This window comes from Solwaraspora sp. WMMA2065, from assembly GCF_030345075.1.
Taxonomy (GTDB): domain Bacteria; phylum Actinomycetota; class Actinomycetes; order Mycobacteriales; family Micromonosporaceae; genus Micromonospora_E.
Map to the genome: position 1 here is coordinate 2,816,537 of NZ_CP128361.1, position 25,408 is coordinate 2,841,944.

Below are 25,408 nucleotides of genomic sequence, written 5' to 3' on the forward strand. Positions count from 1 at the left end.
CCCCGTTGCAGGTCAGAACCCGAGCGGCAGGTACTCGCTCGCGTTCTCCTTGGTGATGGTCTCCGAGGCCAGGATGATCTCCTTGGGCACCTGCAGCTCGACCAGGTCGGACATGCCCCGGCCCTGTGCGATCAGGCGGGCGAGCGAGATCGCCGAGGAGGCCATCGACGGGCTGTAGGTGACGGTCGCCTTCAGCACGCTGTCGTCGGCCTGGATCGCCTCCATCGCCGCCCGCGAACCGGCACCGCCGACCATGATGAACTCCGACCGGTTGGCCTGGCTGATCGCAGCCAGTACCCCGATGCCCTGGTCGTCGTCGTGGTTCCAGATGGCGTCGATCTCCGGCAGGGCCTGCAGCAGGTTGGCCGCCTCGCGCTGGCCGGAGTCGGCGGTGAACTCGGCCGCCCGCCGGTTGGCGACGGTGAAGCCGTGCACCTCGAGGGCGTCCTTGAAACCGGCGGACCGCTCCTGGGTCAGCTCCAGCGCGTCGATCCCGGCGATCTCGGCGATCACCGGGTTGGCGATGCCCTTCTCCTGCATCTGGGCGGCAATGTAGTTGCCCGCCGACACGCCCATGCCGTAGTTGTCGCCCTTGATCTGGGTGCGGTAGGCGAGCGCCTGGGTGAACGCCCGGTCCAGGTTGACCACCGGGATGCCGGCCTCCATGGCCTGCAGGCCACTCGCGGTCAGCTCGGCTCCGTCGTGCGGCAGCATCACGATGACGTCCGGGCTCTGCGAGATCAGCGTGTCCAGCGCGGCCCGTTGAGCGGCGGCGTCGGCGCCCGCCTCGACGGTGAGGAACTCCACGTCCGAGTACGCCTCGGCCTGGGCCCGGGCGTTGTTGGTGATCGCCGCGAGCCAGCCGTGGTCGGCCGCCGGGGCGGAGAAGCCGATGGTGACGGTCTCACCGGGCTCGGAGTTGGGGTTGCCCTGGTTGGCGGCCTGCGTCTGGGTGTTGGTCGGGGCGGCCTCGTTGCTGGTGCACGCGCTCAGCAGTACACCGGCACCTACTGCGGCACCACCGGCGAGCAGCCGACGGCGGGACATGTCACTGGCGGCGGCGCCGCGCGCGCCGAACAGTGTCCGACGGGAGAAAGCGGTCATGACGACCTCCTGGATCGCAATGGCGGGGAGTTATCGGGGTGTGCGGGGCCTGGCGACCGTCGGAGTCGACGGCCACCGGGCGGTGGATGGGTGTGTCAGGTGGAGCCTCAGGCGGTTCTTCGGTTGAAGAGCTGACTGAGGGAGTTGAACCGGAACTGCTGGATGAGAACGGCCACCACGATGATCCCGCCCTTGATCATGTTCTGGGATTCGGTGGAGAGTCCGTTGATGGCGAACAGGTTGGTGATGGTGGAGAAGACCAGCACCCCGAACAGGGCGCCGATGATGGTGCCGCGGCCGCCGGTGAGCAGCGTGCCGCCGATGATCGCCGCAGCGATCGCGTCGAGCTCGTACAGGTTGGCCATGGCGGCCTGGGCCGAGTTGGCCTGCGCGGTCAGCATGATCGCGCCGATACCGCAGCACAGCCCGGACAGGCCGTAGATGAGTAGGGTGTGCCACCGGACGTTGATGCCGGCGAGCCGGGCCGCTTCGGCGTTGCCGCCGATCGCAACGGTGCGTCGGCCGAAGGTGGTGCGGTTGAGCAGCACCCAGCCGGCGGCGACCACCGCGGCGAGGATGATCACCAGCAGCGGGATTCCGAGGATCCGTTGGGTGGCCATCCCGTTGATCACCGACGAGGTGGAGACCTGGGTCTGCTTGCCGGAGATGAGCGCGGCCAGCCCTCGCGCGGCCACCATCATCGCCAGGGTGGCAATGAACGGCACCAGCCGGCCGTACGAGATCAGCACTCCGTTGACCAGTCCGACGCACATCCCGACCACGACAGCGGTGAAGATCATGCCGCCGGGGCCGAAACTCTGGGTCGCCACCGTGGTGGCCCATACCCCGGCCAGCGCCATGATCGCGCCGACCGACAGGTCGATGCCGCCGGCGATGATCACGAATGTCATGCCGACGGTGACCACGCCGATCGCGGAGGCCTGCTGCAGGATGGTGAAGATGTTGTTGCGGACCCAGGTCGGGTCACTGTATAGGTCGGGCCGGGTGGCGGCGCCGATGATGACCAGAATCACGAGGACGCCGACCAGCCACAGGTTGCGTCGGGCGTACTCGCTGGCGTCGGAACGCCACCAGCTCTGCCGGGGTGGTTCGTCCGCGCCGTGCGCCGGCGGCGCTGCCGGCTTCTCCTTACCGGGTACGGTCGCCGTGGCCTCTTCCGCGGTCACAGTCCTACTCCTTCGTTTACCGGCTGGCCGCTGGCCAACTGGTCGGGTCGCCCGGTCACGCCGCGGCACTTTCCTTCGCCGACCCCGACATGACGAGGTCGAGCACGGTCTCCTCATCGATCTCACCGGCCGGGGCCTGGTGGACGACGCGTCCTTCCCGCATCACCAGCACCCGGTCGGCCAGCCCCAGTACCTCCGGCACCTCGCTGGAGACCAGCAGGACGCCCACGCCCTGCGCGGCGAGGTCGTGGATCACCTGGTACAGCTCGGCCCGGGCACCGACGTCGACGCCCCGGGTCGGCTCGTCGAGCAGCAGCAGCCGGGTGTCACCGAGCAGCCACCGGCCGACCACCACCTTCTGCTGGTTGCCGCCGGAGAGCTGGCGCACCGGACGGTGCACGCCCCGGGGACGCAGTTCCAGCGAGCCGGCCACCCGTTCAGCGGCGCTGACCTCCCGGCCGGCGTCGGTGAACCCGACCCGGGCGAGGCGACCGAAGGTGGCCAACGTGATGTTCCGGAAGATCGGTTCGCCCAGCAGTAGTGCCTGGCTCTTGCGTTCCTCCGGTGCCATGCCCATGCCGGCCCGCACCGCGGCACCGACGCTGCCGGCCCGTACCGGTTTGCCGGCCATCGTGACCTTGCCGGTGTCGGCGGTCCGGGCTCCGAAGATCGTCTCCAGCAGTTCCGAACGACCGGCACCGACCAGGCCGGCGATGCCGACGATCTCCCCCCGCGCGACGGTCAGTGAGACGTCGCTGAACTCCCCCGCACGGCTGAGCCGGGACACCTCCAGCAACTGCTCCCCGTGTGGGTTCGGCTCCCGCTGTGGGAACACGTACTCGATGGACCGGCCGGTCATCCGGCTGACCAGTTCCTTGGTCGGGGTGGTCTGCGCCGACAGGTTCTGCGCGGTGGTCCGGCCGTCCTTGAGTACGGTGACCCGGTCACCGATCTCGCGGATCTCCTCCAGCCGGTGTGAGATGTAGATGACCGCGATGCCCTGAGCGGTCAGTTCGCGAATGATCCGGAACAAGTTCTCGACCTCGTCGTGGGCGAGCACCGCGCTCGGCTCGTCCATGATGATCAGCTTGGCCTGGTGGGACAGTGCCCGGGCCATGCTGACCACCTGCTTGCCGGCCGCCGGAAGCGATCGGACCAGCCCGCGGGGTCGGATCTCGGCGTGGCCGAGTCGGCCCAGGATGTCGCGGGTGCGCCGGGCCATCGCCGACCGACGGACGAAGCCTGCGGTCCGCGGCTCGTGGCCGAGGAAGGCATTCTCCGCCACGGAGAGGTCGTCGACCAGGTCGAGTTCCTGGTAGATGGTGGCGATGCCGGCCCGCATCGCGGCCTGCGGATTGGCGAACCGGACCGGTCGGCCCTGCCATTCGACCCGCCCCGCGTCGGGGCGGTGCACGCCGGCCAGCACCTTGATCAGGGTCGACTTGCCGGCCCCGTTCTGGCCGAGCAGGCAGTGCACCTCCCCGGCACGCACCTCGAGCTGCACCCCGTCCAGGGCGCGTACCCCGGGAAAGGTCTTCACGACGTCGGTCAGCCGCAGCACCACGTCGCCGCCGGCGGCCACGGCCGGGGTGCCGCCGGGCTCGTCAACCGGCGCGGCGCCGGTGGCCTCGGGGGCGCTCACGACGCCTGCTCGAAGGCGACGTCGCTGGCCAGCACGGAGGCGCCGGTCACGCCGGCCCGCGAACCCAGCTCGGACAGCACGACCGGCAGGTTGCCGGTGGCCAGCGGCAGTGACCGCCGGTAGACCACGCTGCGGATCTCGGCCAGCAGGATGTGCCCGAGGTGGGCCAGACCACCGCCGATCACGATCATCGACGGGTTGGCGAAGCTGACCAGACCGGCGAGGACGCCGCCGAGCCGCCGGCCGCCGTCGCGGATCAGCCGGATGCAGGTGACGTCACCTTCCATGGCGCACTCGGCGACGTCGCGCGCGGTGAGCTCGGCCCGCTGGGTGAGCCGCTCGGCCAGTGCCGGAGAGGTGCCGGCCCGGGCGGCGGCGGCCGCCTCCTTGGCCAGCGCCGCACCGCTGAACAGCGCCTCCAGGCATCCGGCGTTGCCGCAGGAGCACATCGGACCGTGCGAGTCGACCTGGATGTGGCCGATGTCGCCGGCGCAGCCGTCGATCCCCCGGTAGACCTGGCCCGCGAGGTAGATGCCGCAGCCGACGCCGGTGCCGAGCTTGACGAACAGGAAGTCGTCGACCGAGTGGGCCACGCCGCCGTGCCGTTCCCCGATGGCCATGATGTTCACGTCGTTGTCCACCACCGCCGGGCAGCCGTGCTCCCGGGCGAGCAGTTCACGGACCGGGAACCGGTCCCAGCCCGGCATGATCGGCGGGGAGACCGGCACTCCGTCGCGGTAGCTGACCGGCCCGGGCACCCCGATGCCGATACCGTCGAGGCGCTCGTGCACCCCTTCGACCCGGGCCTTGGCGAGCAGCTCGTTGATCCGGTGCAGGATGACCTTCGGCCCCTGCCGGATGTCGGCGGGTTCGGTGTACGCGGCCACCGGCTCCAGCCGGCCGTTGGTGATCTCCACGTCGACCGAGCTGGCGCCCAGGTCGATCGCGGCGAACCGCAGGTCCGGGTTGAGCTCGACCAGGGTCGAGCGGCGGCCGCCCCGTGAGGCGGCCATCCCTGCTTCGGTCACGAAGCCGGAGGCGACCAGCCGCTCCAACTCGGACAGCAGGCGAGGGCGGGGAATCTCCAGCTGGTCTGCGAGCTCGGCCCGAGAGACCGGTCCACTGTCCCGCAACAGTCGCAGCAGCTGGAGGTGCAGAGGATCCGCCGTACGCATGGGGTCCACCTCCGACCGTGAGTTAACACCGAGGCGACCTCGGCGTGTCGTGACCGAAACACTAAGAGTCTTCTCAGTCTCGTGTCCAGAGTTTCGGTCTGCTGAAGCAAAACTTTTTCTGATCGTGACAGAAGTTGGTGAAACGTGCTCGAACCGGGGTTGACCTGGCCCGATGTATCTGGTTCAGGGCACGAGGGATCGACGGATCGGCCCCCGCTCAACGAGTGCGGAACCCGGACACGCGGAACCGGGGTGCCGACCGCCGCCGCTGCGGCGGTCGGCACCCCGGCCGGTTCACGCGGTTGGATCAGTGGCCGCCGTGCCGGGTGGCGGGCGACCGGTGGATCACTCGCCCTGGCTGTAGACGGTCAGTTCCGACATGTGCTGGTAGCTGCGCTCGGCGAACTCCAGCGACTGACCCGGGTTCTCCGATCCGCCGGGAGCGGTGTCCTGCTCCCAGTTGGCGTGGTGGAAGTCGTAGTGCCCGATGGTCTGGAAGAACTGCTGGAAGTTGATGTCGCCGTCGCCCATCGGCGTCATCTCGTAGCCGTTGCTCTGCTCCGGGCTCCTGGCACCGTCCTTGGCGTGGAACAGCGGGAACCGCCGGGGCCGACGGGCCACCGTCAGGATCGGGTCGAACACCCGGGTCCGCTCCCGACCAGCCGAGTTGATGAACGTGTGGTGCTTGTGCCGGGCGACGTAGCCCCAGTAGATGTCCATCTCGAAGTAGACGTACTTCGCGTCGGTTTTGGCCATGAAGTACTCGAGCTTGCGGACACCGGACGAACGGGTCGGCCGTCCCTGCTCGTCCAGCGGGCCGGAGTCGAGCAGGAAGTTGTACGCAGCGTCATGGTTGTGGGTGTAGAGCCGCATCTTGCGTTCCCGGGCCTGCCGGCCGAGCTCGTTCCACAGGTCAGCGGCCTCGTCCCAGTCCGACTGGTAGTCGCTGCGGGTCGGGTCGCTGCCGGTGCCGATGTTCTTCATGCCGAGTTCCTCGGCGATGTCGAGCTCCTGCTGGAACGTCTCCGCATTGATCCTGGCGTGGGTGCCGTTGGCGACCAGGCCGTTGTCGTCCAGGATCTTGCGGATCTCGGTCGGCGTGATCTGCCGTCCGAGGATCTCCTCGCTCTGGGTGTAACCAGCGAACTCGATCTCCTTGTAACCGAGTTCCGCCAGGCGGGCCAGGACCCGCTCGAAGCCGTACGGTACGCCGCTGTCGTCCGGGGCGGCCCGGATGCGGTCCCGGACCGAGTAGAGGATGATGCCCCGGTTCTGCTCGGGGATCAGCGGGTCCACGGACCAGCCGCCGCCGGCCCGGGCCGGACGGCTGGTCTGCAGCACCGGCAGCCCGGCCGCACCGAGCACGGCAGCGGCACCGGCCGATGCGGCGAGGATGTTGCGGCGGGTGAGCGCCGGATTGGGTGGCGAGAGTTGCCCGTTGCGGCGTAGCACCTCGTCCATTCTGTCCACCTTTCTGCAGCGGCTCGCAGAGCCGCCGATGACGAGTGAGGAGGGTCGGGGTGTTCGGAGCCGCACGCCGCCGAAACGCACGACCCCGGGGCGGGGGTTCGGATGGGTGGGTTCGGGTCGGTGCCGCAGTCGCGGCACCGACCCGAACCGCAGCTGTCACCGCCACGCCCCTGGCGGGTGACAGCTCGGGCCTGGTGGCCCTGGTCGCGACCGGCGTTGACGACGCTGTGTCGCTGGTGTTACGTCTGGAGCAGACATTAACTCCAGAGACCAGAGGAAAGAAAGACCCCGACGAGCCAAACTTTCAGGTGAACTACCGATGGCTTTGTCTTCTACCAGCCAGAAGTCTGTACGACAGGACCTAGTTAGATCGATGATTGTCGCAGAAGGGTGCCTCCAGGACGTCAGTTGCAGAGCAGCCGACCTACCCGACGCCCGGCGACGGTCAGCCCGAGCACCGTCACCGCGACGAGATAGCCGACATCGACCAACTGCATCCACCCGACAGTGTCCACGGCGATCGCCCGGATCAGGTGGACCGACCGGTACAGCGGGGTCAGCTCGACCAGCCAGCGCAGTACCGACGGGTACGCCTCGGCCGGCACGAACGTCCCGGAGAACAGGAAGACCGCGAACTGGGCCGAGCCCATCAGGTCGAAGTCCTGCCAGCTGCGCATGTAGGTGGACAGCGCCATGCCGAGCCCGCCGAAGGCGAACCCGACCAGGATCGCGGCCGGGAACGCCAGCAGCGCCCGGGGGACCGTCGTCAGCCCCATCACGACCATCACCAGCAGGAAGGTTGCCGAATAGATACTGCCCCGCGCCATCGCCCAGCCGAGCTCACCGAAGGCCAGCTCGGTCGGGCGGACCGGGGTGGCCAGGATCCCGTCGTAGAGCTTGACGAACTTCATCTTGGCGAAGAAGTTGAACGTCGTCTCCGACAACGCGCCGGTCATCGCCGAGGCGGCGAGCATCGCTGGGGCGACGAAGGCTGCGTACCCGATGACGGCCCCGCTGCCCGGCAGGGTGATGTCCCCGATCAGCCGGCCCACGCCGACACCGATCGAGAACAGGTAGAGCAACGGCTCGACCACCCCGGAGATCATCACCACCCAGTACGCGGACTTCAGGGCGGCCGCGTTGCGCTCCATCACCGACCCGGCCCGCCGCACGGCCGCGCCGACCCCGAGCATCTGCGGCAGGACGAGGGTCACCACTGTTGCCTCCTCTAGTGGATCAGACGCTTGCGGAACCGGTTGACTGCCAGCCACCACCCGGCCGCCGCCCAGAGGCTCAGGTAGCCGAGATGCCCGGGGACGGACCAGGCGGGCATGATGCCGAGCGAGGCCGCCCGGCACAGGTCGACCCCGTGCCAGAGCGGCGACAGGTACGCCAGCCAGCGCACGGTCACCGGCAGCGACTCCACCGGAAAGAACACTCCGGCGAACAGGGTCATCGGGATGACCGCGAACCGGAACACGATGACCATGTAGCTGTCGCTGCGGATGGTGGCCGCGAAGGCGGCCACCGGCAGGGCGACGGCCGCTGCCAGCAGCACGGCCACCGGCAGGGTCAGCACCGCCCAACCCGAGTGCAGCGCACCGAACGCGGCGGCCACCGCGACGAAGGCCACGGCACTCGCCAGCACCCGCAGCAGGACGAAGGCGAGCAACCCACCGACGATGTCGGCGATCCGTAGCGGAGCGGCTATCTGCGAGTAGTAGGTCCGTTGCCAGGTGAACCCGCCCAGCACCGGCCAGGAGGACTCCCCGATGGCCACCTGCAACGCGGTGGAAGCGATCAGACCGGGGACGATCCAGTCGAGATAGCTGAACCCGCCGACCCCCTGGTCGACGTAGGCTCCCACCCCCACACCGAAGCTGAGCACCGTCAACAGCGGCAGCAGGAACGACGAGAAGACCGACGACCGCCAGGTCCGCCGGTAGGCGGTCAGGTTGGCTTCCAGGACGCTCGACGCCGGCCCGAACCAGCTCCGGGCCCGCGCCCCGGTCGATCGCGCGGTTGTCGTTACCGTCGGCGTCGCGCCAGTGTCTGTCCCGGACATCCGTCGTCGCCCCCCCGTACCCGGTCCCGGCCGATGTTGTACCGCCCGGGTACGACATCATGGAAACGACGCCCCGTAACGACCGCCCGAGACCTACCGGCCCGGCGTACTCTACGGCGACGGCGGGACATCCTCACCGGTATTTCCGTCTCCCGGGTCCGCCGCCCGGGATGGTCGCGGATCGGCAGGGCTTCCAGGGCGTCACACGGACCGATCGCCGACCGGGACTCCCGCCGTCAGTGCAGGCGGTTACGCTCGATCGCCGGCGCCGCGGCGCGCTCCGCCCAGTCGATCCGGCGCACCTCGTATTCGACCTCGCCGTGCTCGACGCCCTCGATCGGATCGTCCCACTGCAGGTGGAAGCAGCGGGCCAGGCGCAATCCGGCCGCTTCCATCACCCGCCGCGAGGCGACGTTGACCGCCATCGTCTCGGCGAATACCCGGTCGACGGTCGGGTGATCGAACGCCATCCGCAGCAGTGCTCGGGCACCCTCCGAGGCGTACCCCCGGCCCCAGGAGGCGCGTCGCAGTCGGTACCCGAGCTCCACCTCGGTGATCGCCAGCCGGCCACTGCGGCCGTTGACCACACCGTCGGCGGGACCGGTGACAGCCGGACCGGCGGCGGCCGGCTTCAGCGCGAACCAGCCGATGAAGGCACCGCTGGAGCGCTCGATGGCGGCCCACTTGCCGAAGCCCGGAAAGCGCAGATAGTCACGCAGGATCGCGGGCAGGACCTCGCGGCGTACGGTTTCGGCCGGGGTCGGTCTGCCTCCGGTAAGGTACCGCATCACCTCGGGGTCACTGTCCAGCTCGACGAGCAGTGGCAGGTCGTCGATGGTGAAGCGGCGTAGTGACAGCCGGTCGGTCTGCGCGATCATGCCCGGCCGATTCTAGTCGATCAGGGTCCGGCCGGTGAGATGCAGGAAGACGTCCTCCAGACCACTGCGCCGGATCAACGCGCTGGTCGGTGCCAGCCCACGGCGGTGCACCTCGTTGAGCGCCCCGTCGCCGTCGCCGGTGTAGATCAGGATCCGGTCCGGCAGCACCTCGGTCCGTTCGGCGATTCCGCCCAGTTTGCCGGCGAAGCTGTCCTGGTCGTCGGTCGGGAACCGGAGTTCGACCACCTCACGGGTGGAGTAGCGGGTGATCAGGTCCCGCGGCGAGCCCTCGGCGACAATCCGACCGCCGTCCATCACCACCAGTCGGTCGCAGAGCTGCTCGGCCTCGTCCATGTAGTGCGTGGTCAGCACCAGCGTGACGCCCCGTTGCTTGAGCCGGAACAGTCGCTCCCACACCAGGTGCCGGGCCTGTGGGTCCAGCCCGGTGGTCGGCTCGTCGAGCAGCACGATGTCCGGCTCGTTGACCAGGGCACGGGCGATGGTGAGTCGGCGTTTCATGCCGCCGGACAGCGGCTCGACCTTGCTACCCGACCGGTCGCGCAACTGCACGAAGTCGAGCAGTTCGTCGGCGCGGCGCCGGGCGACCGGTCGCGGGATCTGGAAGTAGCGGGCGTAACTGACCAGGTTCTCCCGTACCGTCAGTTCCTGGTCGAGGTTGTCCAGCTGCGGGCAGACGCCGAGCCGGGCCCGGATCGCCGGGCCGTCCTGCTGCGGATCCATCCCGAGGATTCGCAAAATGCCGCCGCTGGGCGGGGAGACGCAGCCCACCATCCGCATGGTGGAGCTCTTGCCGGCGCCGTTCGGCCCCAGAAAGCCGAACGCCTCGCCGGGCGCGACGTCGACGTCAATGCCGGCGACTGCGGTGAACGTCCCGAACCGCTTGACCAGACCGCGTGCGTGGATGAGTGGCCCGTTACCCCGTTCAGTCACGGCCACGACGCTACCGCGCGGCCCCGACAGGGACGCCGCGAGTTTCGCGAGCAAGGCGCCTTTCGTCAGATTGAGGACAAAGTATAGTACGAACGTCTTGAAGATTGCGCTTCAATGCACTAAGTTTGTCATCCTGACTCGCTACTCCCGGGTCAGCGGGCGAGTTCGTCACCTTGCCCGGTCCCTGCCCACGCCGGTCCGCTTCGCCCGCGTGTCCACCGGCCCTCCACGTCGGACGACGCCACGTGCCGGACCCAGGTAAAGGACAATGACCAACGTGCTGGGAGTGTGGCCGGAGAACACGCACCAGGCGCAGATCCTGCGCCTGCTCCGCGACGGCCCGTGCTCGCGCGCCGAACTTGGCGACGCGGTCGGCCTGTCCAGGTCGAAGGTGGCCACCGAGCTCGACCGGATGATCGACCGGGGTCTGGTGGAGACCGCCGGTCCGGCCGCGTCCCGGGGCGGTCGTCCGTCGTCGATCGTCCGGATCGCCGCCGCCACCCGCTTCCTCAGCATCGACATCGGCGCGAGCACCCTGGACGTGGCGCTCACCGACGGAGAGCTGCAGGTCGTGACCCGGATGACCGAGCGCACCGAGCTGCGCCAGGGGCCGACGACGGTGATCGCGCAGGCTCTCGAACTGGTCACCAAACTGGCCGCCGACTCGGGAACCACGCGGTTCACCGGCGCCGGCATCGGGGTGCCCGGTCCGGTCAGTGTCCACGAAGGCGTGCCGGTCTCGCCACCGTTCATGCCGGGTTGGCACCGCTTCCCGGTACGGGAGATGTTCAGCACCGAACTCGGCTGCCCGGTGCTGGTCGACAACGACGTCAACATCATGGCGCTCGGTGAGAAACACGCCGGCATCGCCCGTTCGTTCGACGACTTCCTGTTCGTCAAGATCGGCGCCGGGATCGGCGCCGGGATAGTGGTCGGCGGGGACGTCTACCGGGGGGCCAACGGTTGCGCCGGCGACATCGGCCACACCGCTGTCGACGAGAACGGGCCGCAGTGCCTCTGCGGCAACATCGGCTGCCTGGAGGCGTACTTCGGTGGTGCGGCGCTGACCCGCGACGCGGTCGCCGCCGCCCGAGCCGGGCGTTCCGACCAGCTCGCCGAACAACTCGCCCGGATCGGCACGCTCACCGCGCTGGACGTCACCCGGGCGGCCGCCGCCGGCGACCCGGTCGCGGTCGGCATGGTCCGCGACGGTGGACGACGCGTCGGCCAGGTGCTGGCCCGGCTGGTGAGCTTCTTCAACCCGGGGATGGTGGTGATCGGCGGCGGACTCGCCGGGATGGGCCACGCGTTGCTGGCCGAGATCCGCAGCGTCGTCTACCGCAGCTCACTGCCGCTGGCCACCGGCGACATGCCGATCGTCCTGTCCGAGCTGGGCGACCAGGCCGGTCTGATCGGCGCCACCAGGATGATCAGCGACCACGTCTTCACCGCCGGCTGAGCCGACGTACCGGCCCGGGCGCATCCGCTACCGGACGGCCGCGCCGCGGCAGGTGGTCACGGCTGCTGCTCGACCGACGCCCTGGCCGCGGCCACCAGTTCGGCGGTACGGTCGGGCAGCCAGTCCGCGTCGGTGTCGACGCTGGCGTCGTAGCGCACCGTCCAGCTCAGGCCATCGATGCCGGACACCCGCCGGCCCACCACTCGGGCCCCGCCACCGTCCAGCTGATGGTGCACGCTGTAGCCGACCGACCGGGTCACCCTGGTCCGGACCTGGTCCGGGACATCTCCCGGGTCCGACAGGTCGAGCGAGATCGCCGGTCCGTCGGCGACCACGGTGTAGCCGTCGTGCTCCGACACCGTCTCAGCCGGCGTGACGACCAGCCTCTCGCCCGACCAGACCGCCTTGTGCACCTGGTGCCAGCCGAGCCGGGTGTCCCGGCCCGGCAGCCACAGGCCCCGGTTGGTGACGACCAGCGTGCCGGTCGCGGTCCCGCTCCAGGCCAGCAACCGCTCGTCGCGGTCCAGCGGCGGCCGCTGGTCGGCCGGCAGCCGTGCGCTACGCCGAAACAGACTCCACACCTTCACAACCCTCCCACGGCTTGTTCGCGCAGCGCACGCGCGTGCTGTTCCAGGGAGAACAGCTCCCCGGCCAGGGTCAGATACTCGTCCTGGTTGGTGACCGGGTTGATCCGCTGCACCTTCGACTTCAGCTCCCGGATGCGGGTGGTGACCGCCCCCCACTGCAGGCGGGCCAGGGTCACCGAGACGTAGTACGGGTCCGCGTCCCGGTCGACGTGCAGCGGTTCGACCGCAAGCTCGGCGACCAACGCCCGAGCCGCGAGGTCGGCGCAGTTGTCCCGGACCCGCTCGATCCACACCGCTCCGGTGGTGGCGGCTGCGGCCCCGCCGGCCTGCGCCATCGCGTCCCGCAGCACGGCGTGTACCGGATGCTGGTAGACCTCCGCGCCGAGGTTGTCGAACATCGGGCCGGCGAGCACCGGCACCTGGAGCCCGAGCTTCAACGCCTCCCGTTCGACCAGCGCCTGAGGATTGTCCGGCTCGTTGCGCGGCTTCGGCGCCGCCGGCTCGGGCACCGCGGCCCGGCCGCCGGCGGTCCGCTGCGGCCCGGCCGCCGCCGCGAGCACCGCCCGCTGCACCGGTTCGACCTCCATCCCGAGGTCGCCGGCGAGCTTGCGCACGTACTCCGGGCGTTTGTCCCGGTCCTTGAGCTTCGCCACCAACGGCGCAGCCCGCCGCATCGCCTCCACCCGGCCATCGACTGTGTCCAGGTCGAACCGGCTCAGTACCTGCCGCAGCGCGAAGTCGACCAGCGGTTCCCGGCGCGCGACCAGGTCGCGCACGGCGAGGTCGCCCTTTGCCAGCCGCAGATCGCACGGATCCATGTTGTCCGGGCTGACCGCGATGAAGGTACGCCCGACGAAGCGCTGGTCCTCCTCGAACGCGCGCAGCGCCGCCTTCTGTCCGGCCGCGTCCCCGTCGAAGGTGAAGATGATCTCCCCGGCGACGGCCTCGGTGTCCATCAGCAGCCGGCGCAGTACGCCGATGTGGTCCGCCCCGAACGCGGTGCCGCAGGTGGCGACGGCGGTCGGCACCCCGGCCAGGTGGCAGGCCATCACGTCGGTGTAGCCCTCGACGATCACCGCCCGGCCCTGCCGGGCGATCTCCCGCTTCGCCTGGTCGATCCCGTACAGCACGTGGGACTTCTTGTAGATCGGGGTCTCCGGGGTGTTCAGGTACTTGGGTCCGTCGTCGTCGTCGAAGAGCTTGCGCGCGCCGAAGCCGATGACGTCGCCACCGAGCTCCCGGATCGGCCACAGCAGGCGACGCCGGAAGCGGTCGATCAACGAGCCGGACCGGGCCTGGCGGGCCAGCCCAGCGGTGATCAACTCCTGCGCGGTGAAGCCCCGCTGGCGCAGGTGCCGGGTCAGCTCGTCCCACGCGTCCGGGGCGAAGCCGCACGCGTACCGCTCGGCGGTCGCCCGGTCGAACCCTCGGCGGGCAAGGAACTCGCGGGCCGGCCGGGCCGCCGGGTCGGTCAGCCGGTCGACGTAGAACTCGACCGCGGCGGCGTGCGCCGCAGTCAGCCGTTGCCGCTGACCGGCCTGCTGGCGGACCGGCGCGGGACCGGCCTCGATGTAGCGCAGCTGGATCCCGGCGCGGGCGGCGAGCCGCTCCACCGACTCGACGAAGGTGAGGTGCTCGGCCTCCATCAGGAAGGTGATCGCGTCCCCGCCCTTGCCACAGCCGTGACAGAAGTACACGTTCCGGCCGGGCGCCACGGTGAACGACGGCGTCTTCTCGTCGTGGAAGGGGCAGAGCCCTTTGAGGTTGCCACCACCGGCCGACTTGAGCGTGACGCTCTCCGAGATGATGTCGGCGATCGACGTACGCTCCCGCACCAGCGAGATGTCCTCGTCCCGGATCCGACCAGCCATGCTCTGTCGCCCTCCTTCGAGGTACATCCTGCCCTGCCGCCACCATCACCGACGGTGCGGGTGCCGGGGGCCGGGTGCCGGCACCCCACCGGCCGCGACGGACCTCCCGAACCCCACCCTGACCAGGCAGGCCTCTGTCAATACGCACTTTCCACGCCTCGCCGAAGAACAGACCTTGTCCTTATCTGTGACCACGGCAATACTGTCTGTGTCGTACCTAGTGAACCGTTCGCTGGCTTGTTTCTCTTTCTTCACGATTCACTGTGTCTTGTCTACATTGCCGGATCCCCAGCCCGAAGGAGGAGGCACCCCCATGCCCCAGCTGCTGCCTGAGACCAGCGCCACCGACCACCTGGACGTGATCGCCCTCGACGAAGCGCCCCGACTGTGTGCCCTCTACCGCAGCCGGGACGCCGAACTGGCACCGGAGGACGAGCTCCCACACATCGCCGGCTGGGTGCTGGCCTGGCCGGACGGCTCGGCCCTGACCCTGCTCACCGAGGGCGACCAGCCACGGATCATCTCCGGATCGCTGTCGAACGTCGAGACCTGGTGGTCGGCGCTGCTCGCCGCAGACCTGGTCGCGGTCCGCCCGCCGGCCGAAAGCTGAGGGAGCGACCGGCCGTGAACCGGATCAGACGCGGGTCGGACCCGGCCGCCCCGCCGGCCGGGTCAGCCGCCGGTGCCAGGAGATCGCCGCCAGATCGGTGAGTGACGCGACCTGGTCGATGATCACCCGGGCCCGGGCCCGGTCGTCCGGCGCGTCCGACCACAATGGGAGGAAGACCGGGTCCAGACCGGCCGGGGCGTACCCGGTCAACGCCTCGACGAGTTCGGCGAGGATCTCCCGCTGCCGCAGGTAGCCGGCGGCGGCACCGGGCCGACGCATCACGTAGCGCAACGCCAGCCCTTTCAGCAGCGCGCACCGGGCGCGCACCACCCGGGGCACGACCAGATCGGCCGCGTACCGCCGCACCGGCTGCCCACCGGAACGGTCCCGGGTGGCCGACACCGCGGCGGCGACGAACGCCCCGGTGAGCATGCTGGTCGTGCCCTTCAGCGCCGCCTGGGCCGGGTGGCTGCCGTCGTAGCCGATCAGCAGCCGCAACTCCGGTCGGGCCAGCAACTCGGCCAGGATGCCGGCCAGAACGTCGGCGGACTCGGTGGAGTAGGCCGCGGCGACGTCGGCCGCCAGCGCGGCCTGTTCGTCGGGGTCCGCGATCAGCCGACCGAGGTCGATGTAGCCGCCGTGGATACCGTCCTCCAGGTCGTGCACCGAGTACGCGACGTCGTCGGCCCAGTCCATCACCTGCGCTTCCAGGCAGCGCCGCCGGCCGTCGGGCGCGCCGTCGCGCAGCCAGGTGAACACCGGCTGGTCGTCGGCGTACACCCCGAACTTGCGCTCGCCGGGCTGTCGTGGCCAGGGGTACTTGCAGGTAGCGTCGAGCGAGGCCCGGGTGAGGTTGAGCCCGACGGAGTCGCCGGACGGACCGATCACCTTGGCCTCCAGCCGGGTGAGCACCCGCAGCGTCTGCGCGTTGCCTTCGAAGCCGCCGTAGCCGGCGGCGACCTCGTCCAGCGCCCGCTCACCGTTGTGTCCGAAGGGCGGGTGTCCGAGGTCGTGGGCCAGGCCCGCGACGTCCACCACGTCCGGGTCACAGCCGAGCCGGGCACCCATCTCGCGGGCGATCTGCGCGACCTCCAGCGAATGGGTCAACCGGGTCCGGGGTACGCCGTCCGCGCCACTCGGATCCGCCAGATGCACCTGGGTCTTGGCCGCCAGCCGCCGGAACCCGGCCGAGTGCAGCACCCGGGCCCGGTCCCGCTCGTACGGGCTGCGCCCGTAGCCGGTGTCCTTGGCCGGCTCCGGCACCAGACGGTGCGCGTCGGCGGCGCGACCAACCGCCGGGCCGTCCGGAGAGGCACTCACCTTCAGCAGCCTAACCGCTCCGGCAGGGCGGCGAACCGGCAGCCTGACCAGCCCGGCAGGGCGGCGAACTGGACCCCCTTGAGCGGCGGTGCCCGTCACCTGATCGGGTAACGATTTCGGGATGGTTTCCGGCTTGTGTCGTGATGTTGACGTCGCCCCTGCGGGACCGCACCCGGCCAGTCCACAATCGGGGCGTGGCTGACCAGGGGTGGACCCGTACCAGCCGGCTCGTACACATCTGCGATGTCGCCGAACCGATGCGGTACGCCGTCGAGGAGCACTGCGCCGGCCAGCTCATGGGAGAGCTGGCCGGCGCCAGCGCCTGCTGTCTGACCAGTTCGACCGGGCCGACCGGATCGACGCGACCAGCGCGCCGTCATCATCGGGTAGACATCCTGCTCGGCCGGCACCTGGTCACGGCCGGGGACGCTCCGCCGCACGGCTACGCCCGGTCGGCACGACTGGCCACGCTGGCGCTGGCCCTGCCGGCGGCGGACGGCATCCTGGTCACCGCCCGCTGGCAGACCCACGGCCGGCCCGAGTCCTGCTGGCTGGGGTTCGGCGACGGGCCGGACGGCCGGACGTTCCTGCTGCTGCTGCAGGCTGCGGTGGAGCGGGCCACTCAGCCACGTCCGCTGAGTACGCAGAACTCGTTGCCCTCCGGATCCGCCAGCACCATCCAGGTGACGTCACCCTGGTCGATGTCGACCCGGCGGGCACCCATGTCGACCAGCCGCTCGACCTCCGCTGCCTGATCCGTCGGGCGCAGGTCGATGTGCAGCCGGTTCTTCAACTGCTTGCTCTCCGGCACCGGAACGAAGATCAGCCCGGGCAGTTGGTCCGGTGAGCGCCGGATCTCCACCTCGTCCGACGCCTCGTGCACGATCTGGTAGCCGAGCGCCTGCGCCCACCATCTGGCCAGCCGGGCCGGGTCGTGGGCGTCGACCACCAGGTTCTCCCACTGACTTGCCACCGGCCACCTCCTGAGGTCGTACGGACCCGGTTCCAGGCCTACCGTACGGCGACCACCACCGACCCGGCAGGGTGACGGGCCAAACACCCGAAGTCAGTTTGATGATCGTTCGCAATAGCCGATCAGTTATCAGTTGCTGTCCGATTGCCGATGGTTACGGGTCCACAAAGAAACATCGCCTGCGGTAACGTGCCAGGAGCACATCGTCACTGCTACCTCGACCGGACGATTGGACAACCCGCTGGTGTCGATCATCGACCGACCGAGGCCCGCCGGCACCCCACCCGGCCCGGTGGCGGAACCCTGCGCCCCACCGTCGCGCGGCGCGCAACGTCGCCGACGCCGCGCCGACCGCAGTCGCCCTCCCCACCCGGCCACCACCCGCCCGTACGCCTGCGGCGGGTCGCTCGGGACGAGGTCGGCGACCAGCCAACCGGACGATCGAGTGAAGGAGACCGCCGGTGGACACTGACACCGCTATCGTTACCGAGCTGAACGGGCTACGCCGCCGGGTGCCCGATGTGACCGGCTCCGTACTGACCGGCGTGGACGGCCTGCTGATCACCCACGACCTCGCCAGCGCCGAAGCGGAGAGCATCGCCGCGCTGGCCGCCGCAAGCGTCGGCCTGGGGCGACGGTTCGCGATGACCGCCGGCCACGGTGACCTGAGGGAGACCGTGATCCACGGCAGCCGGGGCCAGGTCGCCCTCTACCCGGTGGGCGACCGGGCGCTGCTCGCCGTACTCGCCGGACCGGGCACCGATCCGGGCCTGCTGCACGCGCACGGCCGCCGGGCGGCGCGGTCGATCGGGGAGCTGCTGCGGAGCAAACCGGCCAGCAACGTCGCGGCACCGGTGCCGGGACTACTGGACAATCACGCGCCGCTGGCGGTCCGCACCCCGATGGCGACCCTGCCGTACAACCCGGCGTTACCGCGCCGCCGGTTCTGACCGACGCCGGCCGGCGGGGACCGAGGCAGCGGCCGGGCACCCTCCCGCCCCCAGGGTGCCCGGCCGCTCTGCGCCAGCGGCCGGTCAGCGCCAGCGGCCGGTCAGCGGCTGTCCGAGCCGGTTGACTCGACCGTCGCCCGGCCGGCCTCCAGCCGGGCCACCGGCACCCGGAACGGCGAGCAGGACACGTAGTCCAGGCCCGCCTCGTGGAAGAAGTGCACCGAGTCGGGGTCGCCGCCATGCTCGCCGCAGACCCCGATCTTCAGGCCGGGCCGGGCGGCGCGGCCCTCCTCGACGGCGATCCGCACCAGCCGGCCCACCCCGTCCCGGTCGATCGACTCGAACGGCGAGATGCCGAAGATGCCCAGCTCCAGGTAGCGCCAGAAGAACGCGCCCTCCACGTCGTCACGGGAGAATCCCCAGCCCATCTGGGTCAGGTCGTTGGTGCCGAAGGAGAAGAACTGCGCCGATCCGGCGAGCTGACCGGCGGTCAACGCGGCCCGGGGCACCTCGATCATGGTGCCGATCAGGATCTCGACCGACCGGTCGCCGAGCACCTCGGCGATGATCCGGTCGGCTTCCGCGCGTACCGTCTCCAGTTCCTGGACCGCGCCGACCAGCGGGACCATGATCTCCGGTCGCGGATCGCGCCCGGCGGCGGCCAACTCGACGGCCGCCTCGGTGATCGCCCGCACCTGCATCGCGAACAACCCCGGGATGACCAGGCCGAGCCGCACGCCACGGAGCCCGAGCATCGGGTTCTGCTCGTGCATCCGGCGCACCGCGGCGAGCAGGGCCGCGTCGCGGCCGGCCTCCTGACCCCGGGCCTGCGCCAGGGCGACCGACACGGCCAGCTCCTCCAGCGACGGCAGGAACTCGTGCAGCGGCGGATCGATCAGCCGTACGGTGACCGGCAGGCCGTCCATCTCCTGGAAGATCTCCCGGAAGTCGGCCCGCTGCAGGGGCAGCAGTTCGTCCAGCGCGGCCGCACGCTCCGCCTCGTCACGGGCCAGGATCAACCGCTCCACCAGCTCCCGGCGGTCGCCGAGGAACATGTGCTCGGTGCGGCACAGCCCGATCCCCTCGGCGCCGAACCGCCGGGCCCGCGCGGCGTCCGCGCCGGTGTCGGCGTTCGTGCGCACCGTCAGCCGCCGCCGGTCGTCGGCGTGGGACAGGATCCGGTGTACGGCGAGCACCAGCGGGTCGGTGGTGGTCGCCGGGTCGACGGAGCCTTCGAAGTACTGCACCACCTCGGACGGGCGCACCGGCACCGCACCGAGGTACAGGCAGCCGCTGGTGCCGTCGATCGACACCACGTCACCTTCGGAGACGATCTGGTCACCGACGATGAACCGCCCGGCGCCGGCGTCGATGTCGAGGGCGTCGGCCCCGCACAGGCAGGTCTTGCCCATCCCCCGGGCCACCACTGCGGCGTGGCTGGTCTTGCCTCCCCGGCTGGTCAGGATGCCCTGCGCGGCGATCATGCCGGGCAGGTCGTCGGGGTTGGTCTCCCGCCGGACCAGAATCGCCTGCTCCCCCTGCCGGGCCAGCTCGACCGCCCGGGCCGAGTCGAAGACGACTTTGCCGACCGCCGCGCCCGGCGAGGCACCGATCCCGGTGGCGATCGTCGGCGGCGCGTCGGACAGGTCGAAGCAGGGGAACATCAGCTGCGCCAGCTGCGCCCCGCTGACCCGGTGCAGCGCCTCGTCCAGATCGATGATTCCCTCGTCGACCAGCTGGCTGGCGATGACGAACGCGGCGGCGGCGGTCCGCTTGCCGACCCGGGTCTGCAGCATCCACAGCTTGCCGCGTTCGATGGTGAACTCGATGTCGCACAGATCCCGGTAGTGGTTCTCCAGCCGGGCCATGATGGTCAACAGCTCACCGTACGACCGGGGGTCGAGCCGGGCCAGCTCCTGCAACGGCAGCGTGTTACGGATCCCGGCGACAACGTCCTCGCCCTGCGCGTTGGCCAGGTAGTCGCCGTAGACCCCCTGGTCACCGCTGGCCGGGTCGCGAGTGAAGGCGACACCGGTGCCGGAGTCCGGCCCCAGGTTGCCGAAGACCATCGCGACCACGTTGACCGCGGTGCCGAGTTCGGTGGGGATCCGTTCCTGACGCCGGTAGATCACCGCCCGTTCGGCGTTCCACGAGTCGAAGACCGCCCGGATCGCCAGGTCGAGCTGCTCGCGGGGGTCCTGCGGGAAGTCCCGGCCGGTGTGCGCGAAAAAGATCTTCTGGTACGCCCGGACCAGTCCACGCAGCGCGTCGGCGTCCAGCGCGAGATCGTCGTCGGAGCCGGTGGCCCGCTTGGCCGCCTCCAGCGCCTGGTCGAACTCCTCCCCCGGCACCCCGCAGACCGTTCGGCCGAACATCTGGACCAGCCGGCGGTAGGAGTCCCAGGCGAACCGTTCGTCACCGCCGGCCTGGGCAGCGAGCCCTGCCACGCACTCGTCGTTGAGGCCCACGTTGAGCACCGTCTCCATCATTCCCGGCATGGAGAACCTTGCCCCGGAGCGGACCGAGACCAGCAGCGGGTCGGCCGGGTCACCGAGCCGTTTGCCACGCTGGCGCTCCAGCCGGGCCAGGGCGGCGGCGATCTGGTCGGGCAGATCCGGCGGTACCGCGCCGGTCGCCAGGTAGGCCCGGCACGCCTCGGTGGTGATGGTGAAGCCGGGTGGGACCGGCAGGCCGAGGTTGGTCATCTCGGCCAGGTTCGCCCCCTTGCCGCCGAGCAGATCCCGCTGGTCGCGGTTTCCCTCGGTGAAGTCGTAGACGTACCTGTGGTGATGGGCTGTCTGCCGGGACGGGTCGCCCGGTCCGCCGGATTCCGCCATGTTGGCCTCCCATGTGCCGTTCGGCGCTGAACGATGGTTCACCAATGGCCATTGGTTGGCGCAGGTTAAGCGACCAGGGAGGCAAGCCGACAGTAGTGGGTGACCAGCCGCACAGGAAACGACACGGGTGGCGATCGGATGCCGTCCTGGGAGCGCTTCCGTGCGCAGTTCTGCGCATTCACCGGTGTGCTGGATCACTCCGGTCGAGCGGTGTGCGGTACGGGTTCGCCAGCCGGTTCCAGCCGGTTTCAGCCGCCGGAATCGGCGATCTCCGCCCCGGCCGGGACGGAATCGTCGTCCCGGCTGGCCAGCCACCCGTACGGCAGGAAGACCTTGCCCGGCGAGTTCGTCCGGCCCCGCGGCTGGCCCAACGTGTGCCGGGGGAACGGCTCTGCCGGGTCGAGCTTGGACAGCAGCGCGTCGAGCTCCGCCAGGCTGGACACCATGGCGAGGGCCCGGCGCAGCTCACCGCCGACCGGGAAGCCTTTCAGGTACCAGGCCACGTGCTTACGGAAGTCGGTGCAGCCGTCCCGCTCGGCGTCGGCCCGCCCGTCGCGTCCGGTGCCGAACCAGTCGACCAGCAGCTCGGCGTGCCGGCGCATGGTGGCGGCGACCGCGCCCAGGGTCGGCAACGTCCGCCCGGACCCGCCCTCGAACGCCGCCGACAGGTCGGCGAACAGCCACGGCCGGCCCAGACAGCCCCGGCCGACGACGACCCCGTCAGCGGCGGTGTGCGCCACCATCCGCACCGCGTCGTCGGCCTCCCAGATGTCACCGTTGCCGAGCACCGGCACGCTCAACGCCTGCTTGAGCCGGCCGATCGCGTCCCAGTCGGCGGTACCCGAGTACCGCTGGGCGGCGGTACGGGCGTGCAGCGCCACCGCCGCGACCCCGGCCTCCTGAGCCGCCAGCCCGGCGTCCAGATACGTCAGGTGATCGTCGTCGATGCCCTTGCGCATCTTCACCGTCACCGGCACCCCGGCCGGCGCGGCCGCCCGGACCGCACCGGCGACGATCCGGCTGAACAGCCGGTGCCGCCACGGCAACGCCGCACCACCGCCCTTTCGGGTGACCTTGGGCACCGGGCAGCCGAAGTTCAGGTCGATGTGATCGGCCAGGTCACGTTCCACCACGATCCGCACCGCGGCTGCGGTGACCTGCGGATCGACCCCGTACAGCTGCAGGCTCCGGGGGCGTTCGGACGGCGCGAACGCGATCATCCGCAGCGTCTTCGGATTGCGCTCGACCAGCGCCTGCGTGGTGATCATCTCGCAGACGTACAGCCCACCGCCCTGCTCACGGCACAACCGGCGGAAGGCGACGTTGGTGATCCCGGCCATCGGTGCCAGGACCACCGGCGGCCACACCTGGTGGCGGCCGAGCGGCAGCGGCGGCAGGGCCGGCGCGGACCCACCGGCCGGCCGGGACGCGGTGACAGACACGCCGTCCAGGATTCCACGGACCCACCCGGCGCCGGACCCGGGTGGGGGTCAGCCGGTCGGCAACCGCTCCGGGTGGGGGGTCAGCTGGGCGGCAACCGCTCCAGCAGGTACCGCTCGACCTGGTCCAGTGACACCCGCTGCTGCGCCATGGTGTCCCGGTCCCGCACGGTGACCGCGTCGTCGGTCAGCGTCTCGAAGTCGACCGTGACGCAGTACGGCGTACCGATCTCGTCCTGACGCCGGTAGCGGCGACCAATGGCCTGCGAATCGTCGAACTCGACCATCCAGCGGCGCCGCAACGCGGCACCCAGGTCACGTGCCTTCGGCGAGAGGTCGGCGTTTCGCGACAGCGGCAGCACCGCCACCTTGACCGGGGCGATCCGTGGATCGAGACGGAGCACGGTCCGCTTGTCGACGCCGCCCTTGGTGTTCGGTGCCTCGTCCTCGTCGTACGCCGCCAGCAGCAGAGCGAAGACCGTCGCGGTGAGGTCCGCCGCCGGCTCGATCGCGTACGGCACCCACCGCTCACCCCGGTCCTGGTCGAAATAGGAAAGGTCGGCCCCGGAATGCTTGGCATGGGCGGTCAGATCGTAGTCGGCGCGGTTCGTGATCCCTTCCAGCACCACGAATTCCTGATAGGCACCACCGAGCCGGAATTCGATCTCGACGATCCGCTTGGCATGCTGCGGCAGGCCGGCGAGGGGCACCTCGGTACGGCGCAACTGCTGTGGCGCGAGACCCAGGTCGACGTACCAGTCCCACCGCTGCTGCGCCCAGTACTCCAGCCAGTCGTCGTCGCTTCCGGGCTCGACGAAGTACTCCAGCTCCATCCGCTCCCGCTCGTGACTGCGTAGCAGGAACTCGCCGGGGCCGACGACGTTGCGGAAGACCCGACCGACCTGGGCGATGCCGAACGGCGGCTTCTTGCGGGCGGCGATCATCACGTTGGCGAAGTTCACGAAGGTGCCCGGTGCCGCCTCCGGCCGCAGGTAGTACCGGTCCGGTGACCCTGGACGGTCCGGCGAGACCTCGAGCAGCCCGCTGACCCGCTGCGGGTCGGTGAAGCTGCCCCGGCTGCCGCAGCTCGGACAGGCGAGCTCGGCGAGTGCGGCCGCCGGCTGTTCCCGGCGTACGGTGAACGCCTCGACGATCCGGTCCAGCGGCTGGGTGAGGTCGCAGGCCCGGCACCGGACCCGGGTCTGGGTGTAGGTGTCGAGCAGGTCGGACGCGGTGAACACCGGCCTCGCCTGGATGACCGCCGCGTCAAGGCCGACGACGTCGTCGCGGTGCTGCACCACCGTGCGCCACCACTGCCGGCGAACATGCTCCTTGAGCTCCACGCCGAGTGGCCCGTAGTCCCAGGCGACCGGCTGACCGCCGTAGACCTCACCAGACGGGAACGCGAAACCACGCCGGTGGGCGAGGCTGGCCACGGCGGCGATGCGGTCGGCTGGCATGCGCTGCTCCTACACCGGCTGGCGGCCGGCGGGGATGTGCGGACGGGCTGATCTGGCAGATGTTCGGAGGCTACCCCTCGACGCCGCAGACCTCTAGCTCGCCGGTGCCGGTGTCCTGGTTGAGCGACACCCGCAGGGTGTCCTCGCCGCCTTGGGCGTAGTCGACCTCCACCGGTACGACGATCCGGCTGGTGACCGAGACCTGACCGACCTCGTAGGCGGTGATCTCCGGCTCCGTGGCGAGTCGTCGGGCGAATTCGCTGGCCGATTCACGGCTCTGCGCCTCGGCGCAGAGCATGTCGTACGCGGCGCCGAAGTCCTGCTGACTCACCGCTTCGAAGTAGTCGCCGACCGCGATCCGGGCCTGTTCGTCGATCGCTTCGGCGCCGGTGACGATCAGTCCGACCAGCGCGACGGTGCCACCGCCGCAGCACAGCAGCAGCGCGAGCGCCGCGACGCCCAGCCCGATCCAGACCCGCGCGGTACGGCCTTCGGCCGGCGGCGCGGCGAACGGCGGCGCGGCCCCGGGGCCGGCCGGCACCGGGGTCACCGGACCAGGCACCGTAGTCGCCGGGCCGGGCACCGGGGTCACCGAGCCAGCAGCCGGCGTGGCGTCCGGTGCGGCCTCAGACTGTCCGGTCGCGGCAGGCTGCGGCGGCGGCTGGCGGTCCGGCGGAGCCCACGGCGAGGGTGCCTGCCACGGGGACGCCTCGTCGGGCACGGCGGACGGCGGGCGCGGTTGCGCCGGTCCGGGATCGGTCATGGGGCAAAGGGTAGTGCCCGCCGGCTCACCGTTCCGGCTCCGCCGCCCGGTCACTGGTGTGGGCTGCGGGTTCTTCTCCGGGCCCGGCGGTGACCAGTTCCTCGTACGCGGACGGCTCGTCGAGCGATTCGGCGAGCAGCGGCGTCGCGTCCACCTTCACCTCGAAGGAACCGAGCGCCCGCCGGTAGGTGCCCACTGACTCCCATTCGGTGACCAGGCACCAGCGGAGCGGGTCCTCCAGCGCGCGGGTCAGTGCGCCGCGCCGGTACCCCGGGCGGCCGGCCAGGGCACGCAACGCGGCCCGGGCGCGATCGACGAAGCCGGGCGTGTCCGCCTCCGGCACAGCGAACCGGTTGACCACCAGCACGGCCTTCCCCTCCTGACTAGAGTCGGTCGGATGCAGCCTACGCAGCCGTCACCGCCGGTCCGCCCTGGGCGGATCAGCCCGACCGGGGCGTTTCTCACCGCCCTGGCGCTCGTCCTGGTCGGGCTCTTCGCACCGGGCATCGTCGGCGCGGCGGCGCTGCTGCTGTTGGCCGCCGGGCTGGTCTGGTTGCTACGTAGCAGCTGGCCGGCGGTGCCGGCGGCTGGACGAATGTTCCGCCTGGTGGCGCTCACCCTGCTCGTGGCGGTCGCCCTCGCCAAGATCTTCTAGCCCTGCTCAGAC

22 protein-coding genes are annotated in these 25,408 nt (G+C 70.5%); 4 read left to right on the forward strand and 18 right to left on the reverse strand.

Annotation, left to right across the window (positions count from 1 at the left end):
* Positions 1–12: 12 nt before the first annotated feature.
* The 9 genes from O7610_RS12690 to O7610_RS12730 form a co-directional block, all read right to left on the reverse strand.
* Entirely contained in the window at positions 13–1,104 is a 1,092-nt protein-coding gene (locus O7610_RS12690) for a substrate-binding domain-containing protein (RefSeq protein ID WP_281550953.1), read from the reverse strand.
* A 107-nt stretch (positions 1,105–1,211) separates the two neighbouring features.
* Positions 1,212–2,291 (reverse strand): ABC transporter permease, encoded by a 1,080-nt coding sequence (locus O7610_RS12695; protein WP_123602930.1) that lies wholly within the window; start codon positions 2,289–2,291, stop codon positions 1,212–1,214.
* 55 nt (positions 2,292–2,346) lie between these two features.
* Positions 2,347–3,855, reverse strand: coding sequence for a sugar ABC transporter ATP-binding protein (locus O7610_RS12700; RefSeq protein ID WP_281555659.1), 1,509 nt, complete (start codon positions 3,853–3,855; stop codon positions 2,347–2,349).
* Between the two features lie 74 nt (positions 3,856–3,929).
* Entirely contained in the window at positions 3,930–5,108 is a 1,179-nt protein-coding gene (locus tag O7610_RS12705; RefSeq protein WP_281550954.1) for an ROK family protein, read from the reverse strand.
* A 345-nt stretch (positions 5,109–5,453) separates the two neighbouring features.
* Positions 5,454–6,569: a sugar phosphate isomerase/epimerase family protein gene (locus O7610_RS12710; protein ID WP_281550955.1), complete on the reverse strand. Its 1,116-nt coding sequence runs from the start codon at positions 6,567–6,569 to the stop codon at positions 5,454–5,456.
* Between the two features lie 413 nt (positions 6,570–6,982).
* Entirely contained in the window at positions 6,983–7,795 is an 813-nt protein-coding gene (locus O7610_RS12715; protein ID WP_289213348.1) for an ABC transporter permease, read from the reverse strand.
* Between the two features lie 11 nt (positions 7,796–7,806).
* A complete protein-coding gene (locus tag O7610_RS12720) occupies positions 7,807–8,643 on the reverse strand; it encodes an ABC transporter permease (protein WP_289213349.1) in 837 nt (278 codons plus the stop codon).
* Positions 8,644–8,879: 236 nt separating this feature from the next.
* A complete protein-coding gene (locus O7610_RS12725; protein WP_289213350.1) occupies positions 8,880–9,521 on the reverse strand; it encodes a GNAT family N-acetyltransferase in 642 nt (213 codons plus the stop codon).
* A gap of 12 nt (positions 9,522–9,533) precedes the next feature.
* A complete protein-coding gene (locus O7610_RS12730) occupies positions 9,534–10,472 on the reverse strand; it encodes an ABC transporter ATP-binding protein (RefSeq protein WP_289213351.1) in 939 nt (312 codons plus the stop codon).
* Between the two features lie 268 nt (positions 10,473–10,740).
* Between O7610_RS12730 and O7610_RS12735 the strand changes: the two genes are divergently transcribed.
* On the forward strand, positions 10,741–11,931 hold the full coding sequence (locus O7610_RS12735; RefSeq protein ID WP_289213352.1) for an ROK family transcriptional regulator: 1,191 nt from the start codon (positions 10,741–10,743) through the stop codon (positions 11,929–11,931).
* A gap of 56 nt (positions 11,932–11,987) precedes the next feature.
* On the opposite strand, the gene O7610_RS12740 is transcribed toward O7610_RS12735, so the two are convergent.
* Together O7610_RS12740 and dnaG are read right to left on the reverse strand one after the other, a co-directional pair.
* Positions 11,988–12,512 (reverse strand): hypothetical protein, encoded by a 525-nt coding sequence (locus O7610_RS12740; RefSeq protein WP_289213353.1) that lies wholly within the window; start codon positions 12,510–12,512, stop codon positions 11,988–11,990.
* Between the two features lie 2 nt (positions 12,513–12,514).
* Positions 12,515–14,416 carry a DNA primase gene (gene dnaG / locus O7610_RS12745; RefSeq protein WP_281550962.1) on the reverse strand — a complete coding sequence of 634 codons (1,902 nt, stop codon included), beginning with the start codon at positions 14,414–14,416 and terminating at the stop codon, positions 12,515–12,517.
* 286 nt (positions 14,417–14,702) lie between these two features.
* Between dnaG and O7610_RS12750 the strand changes: the two genes are divergently transcribed.
* Complete coding sequence (locus O7610_RS12750) at positions 14,703–14,999, forward strand: hypothetical protein (protein WP_281550963.1); 297 nt, start codon at positions 14,703–14,705, stop codon at positions 14,997–14,999.
* A gap of 24 nt (positions 15,000–15,023) precedes the next feature.
* On the opposite strand, the gene O7610_RS12755 is transcribed toward O7610_RS12750, so the two are convergent.
* Positions 15,024–16,319 carry a deoxyguanosinetriphosphate triphosphohydrolase gene (locus tag O7610_RS12755; RefSeq protein ID WP_289213354.1) on the reverse strand — a complete coding sequence of 432 codons (1,296 nt, stop codon included), beginning with the start codon at positions 16,317–16,319 and terminating at the stop codon, positions 15,024–15,026.
* A 622-nt stretch (positions 16,320–16,941) separates the two neighbouring features.
* The gene (locus O7610_RS12760; RefSeq protein WP_281550965.1) at positions 16,942–17,292 is read right to left on the reverse strand and encodes a VOC family protein; all 351 of its coding nucleotides are present in this window, start codon (positions 17,290–17,292) and stop codon (positions 16,942–16,944) included.
* A gap of 461 nt (positions 17,293–17,753) precedes the next feature.
* Between O7610_RS12760 and O7610_RS12765 the strand changes: the two genes are divergently transcribed.
* Entirely contained in the window at positions 17,754–18,242 is a 489-nt protein-coding gene (locus O7610_RS12765; protein ID WP_289213355.1) for a roadblock/LC7 domain-containing protein, read from the forward strand.
* Between the two features lie 101 nt (positions 18,243–18,343).
* On the opposite strand, the gene ppdK is transcribed toward O7610_RS12765, so the two are convergent.
* The 5 genes from ppdK to O7610_RS12790 all read right to left on the reverse strand — a co-directional run bounded on the left by ppdK (position 18,344) and on the right by O7610_RS12790 (position 25,108).
* On the reverse strand, positions 18,344–21,079 hold the full coding sequence (gene ppdK / locus O7610_RS12770) for a pyruvate, phosphate dikinase (protein WP_289213356.1): 2,736 nt from the start codon (positions 21,077–21,079) through the stop codon (positions 18,344–18,346).
* Between the two features lie 248 nt (positions 21,080–21,327).
* Complete coding sequence (gene dusB, locus O7610_RS12775) at positions 21,328–22,476, reverse strand: tRNA dihydrouridine synthase DusB (protein WP_281555660.1); 1,149 nt, start codon at positions 22,474–22,476, stop codon at positions 21,328–21,330.
* Positions 22,477–22,601: 125 nt separating this feature from the next.
* Complete coding sequence (locus O7610_RS12780; RefSeq protein WP_289213357.1) at positions 22,602–23,978, reverse strand: glycine--tRNA ligase; 1,377 nt, start codon at positions 23,976–23,978, stop codon at positions 22,602–22,604.
* A 70-nt stretch (positions 23,979–24,048) separates the two neighbouring features.
* Positions 24,049–24,540: an Rv0361 family membrane protein gene (locus O7610_RS12785; protein WP_475053189.1), complete on the reverse strand. Its 492-nt coding sequence runs from the start codon at positions 24,538–24,540 to the stop codon at positions 24,049–24,051.
* 226 nt (positions 24,541–24,766) lie between these two features.
* Positions 24,767–25,108, reverse strand: a complete 342-nt coding sequence (locus O7610_RS12790) for an antibiotic biosynthesis monooxygenase family protein (protein WP_281550969.1) — start codon at positions 25,106–25,108, stop codon at positions 24,767–24,769.
* A gap of 30 nt (positions 25,109–25,138) precedes the next feature.
* Between O7610_RS12790 and O7610_RS12795 the strand changes: the two genes are divergently transcribed.
* Positions 25,139–25,396 (forward strand): DUF6703 family protein, encoded by a 258-nt coding sequence (locus tag O7610_RS12795; RefSeq protein ID WP_281550970.1) that lies wholly within the window; start codon positions 25,139–25,141, stop codon positions 25,394–25,396.
* The last annotated feature ends 12 nt before the right edge of the window (positions 25,397–25,408 follow it).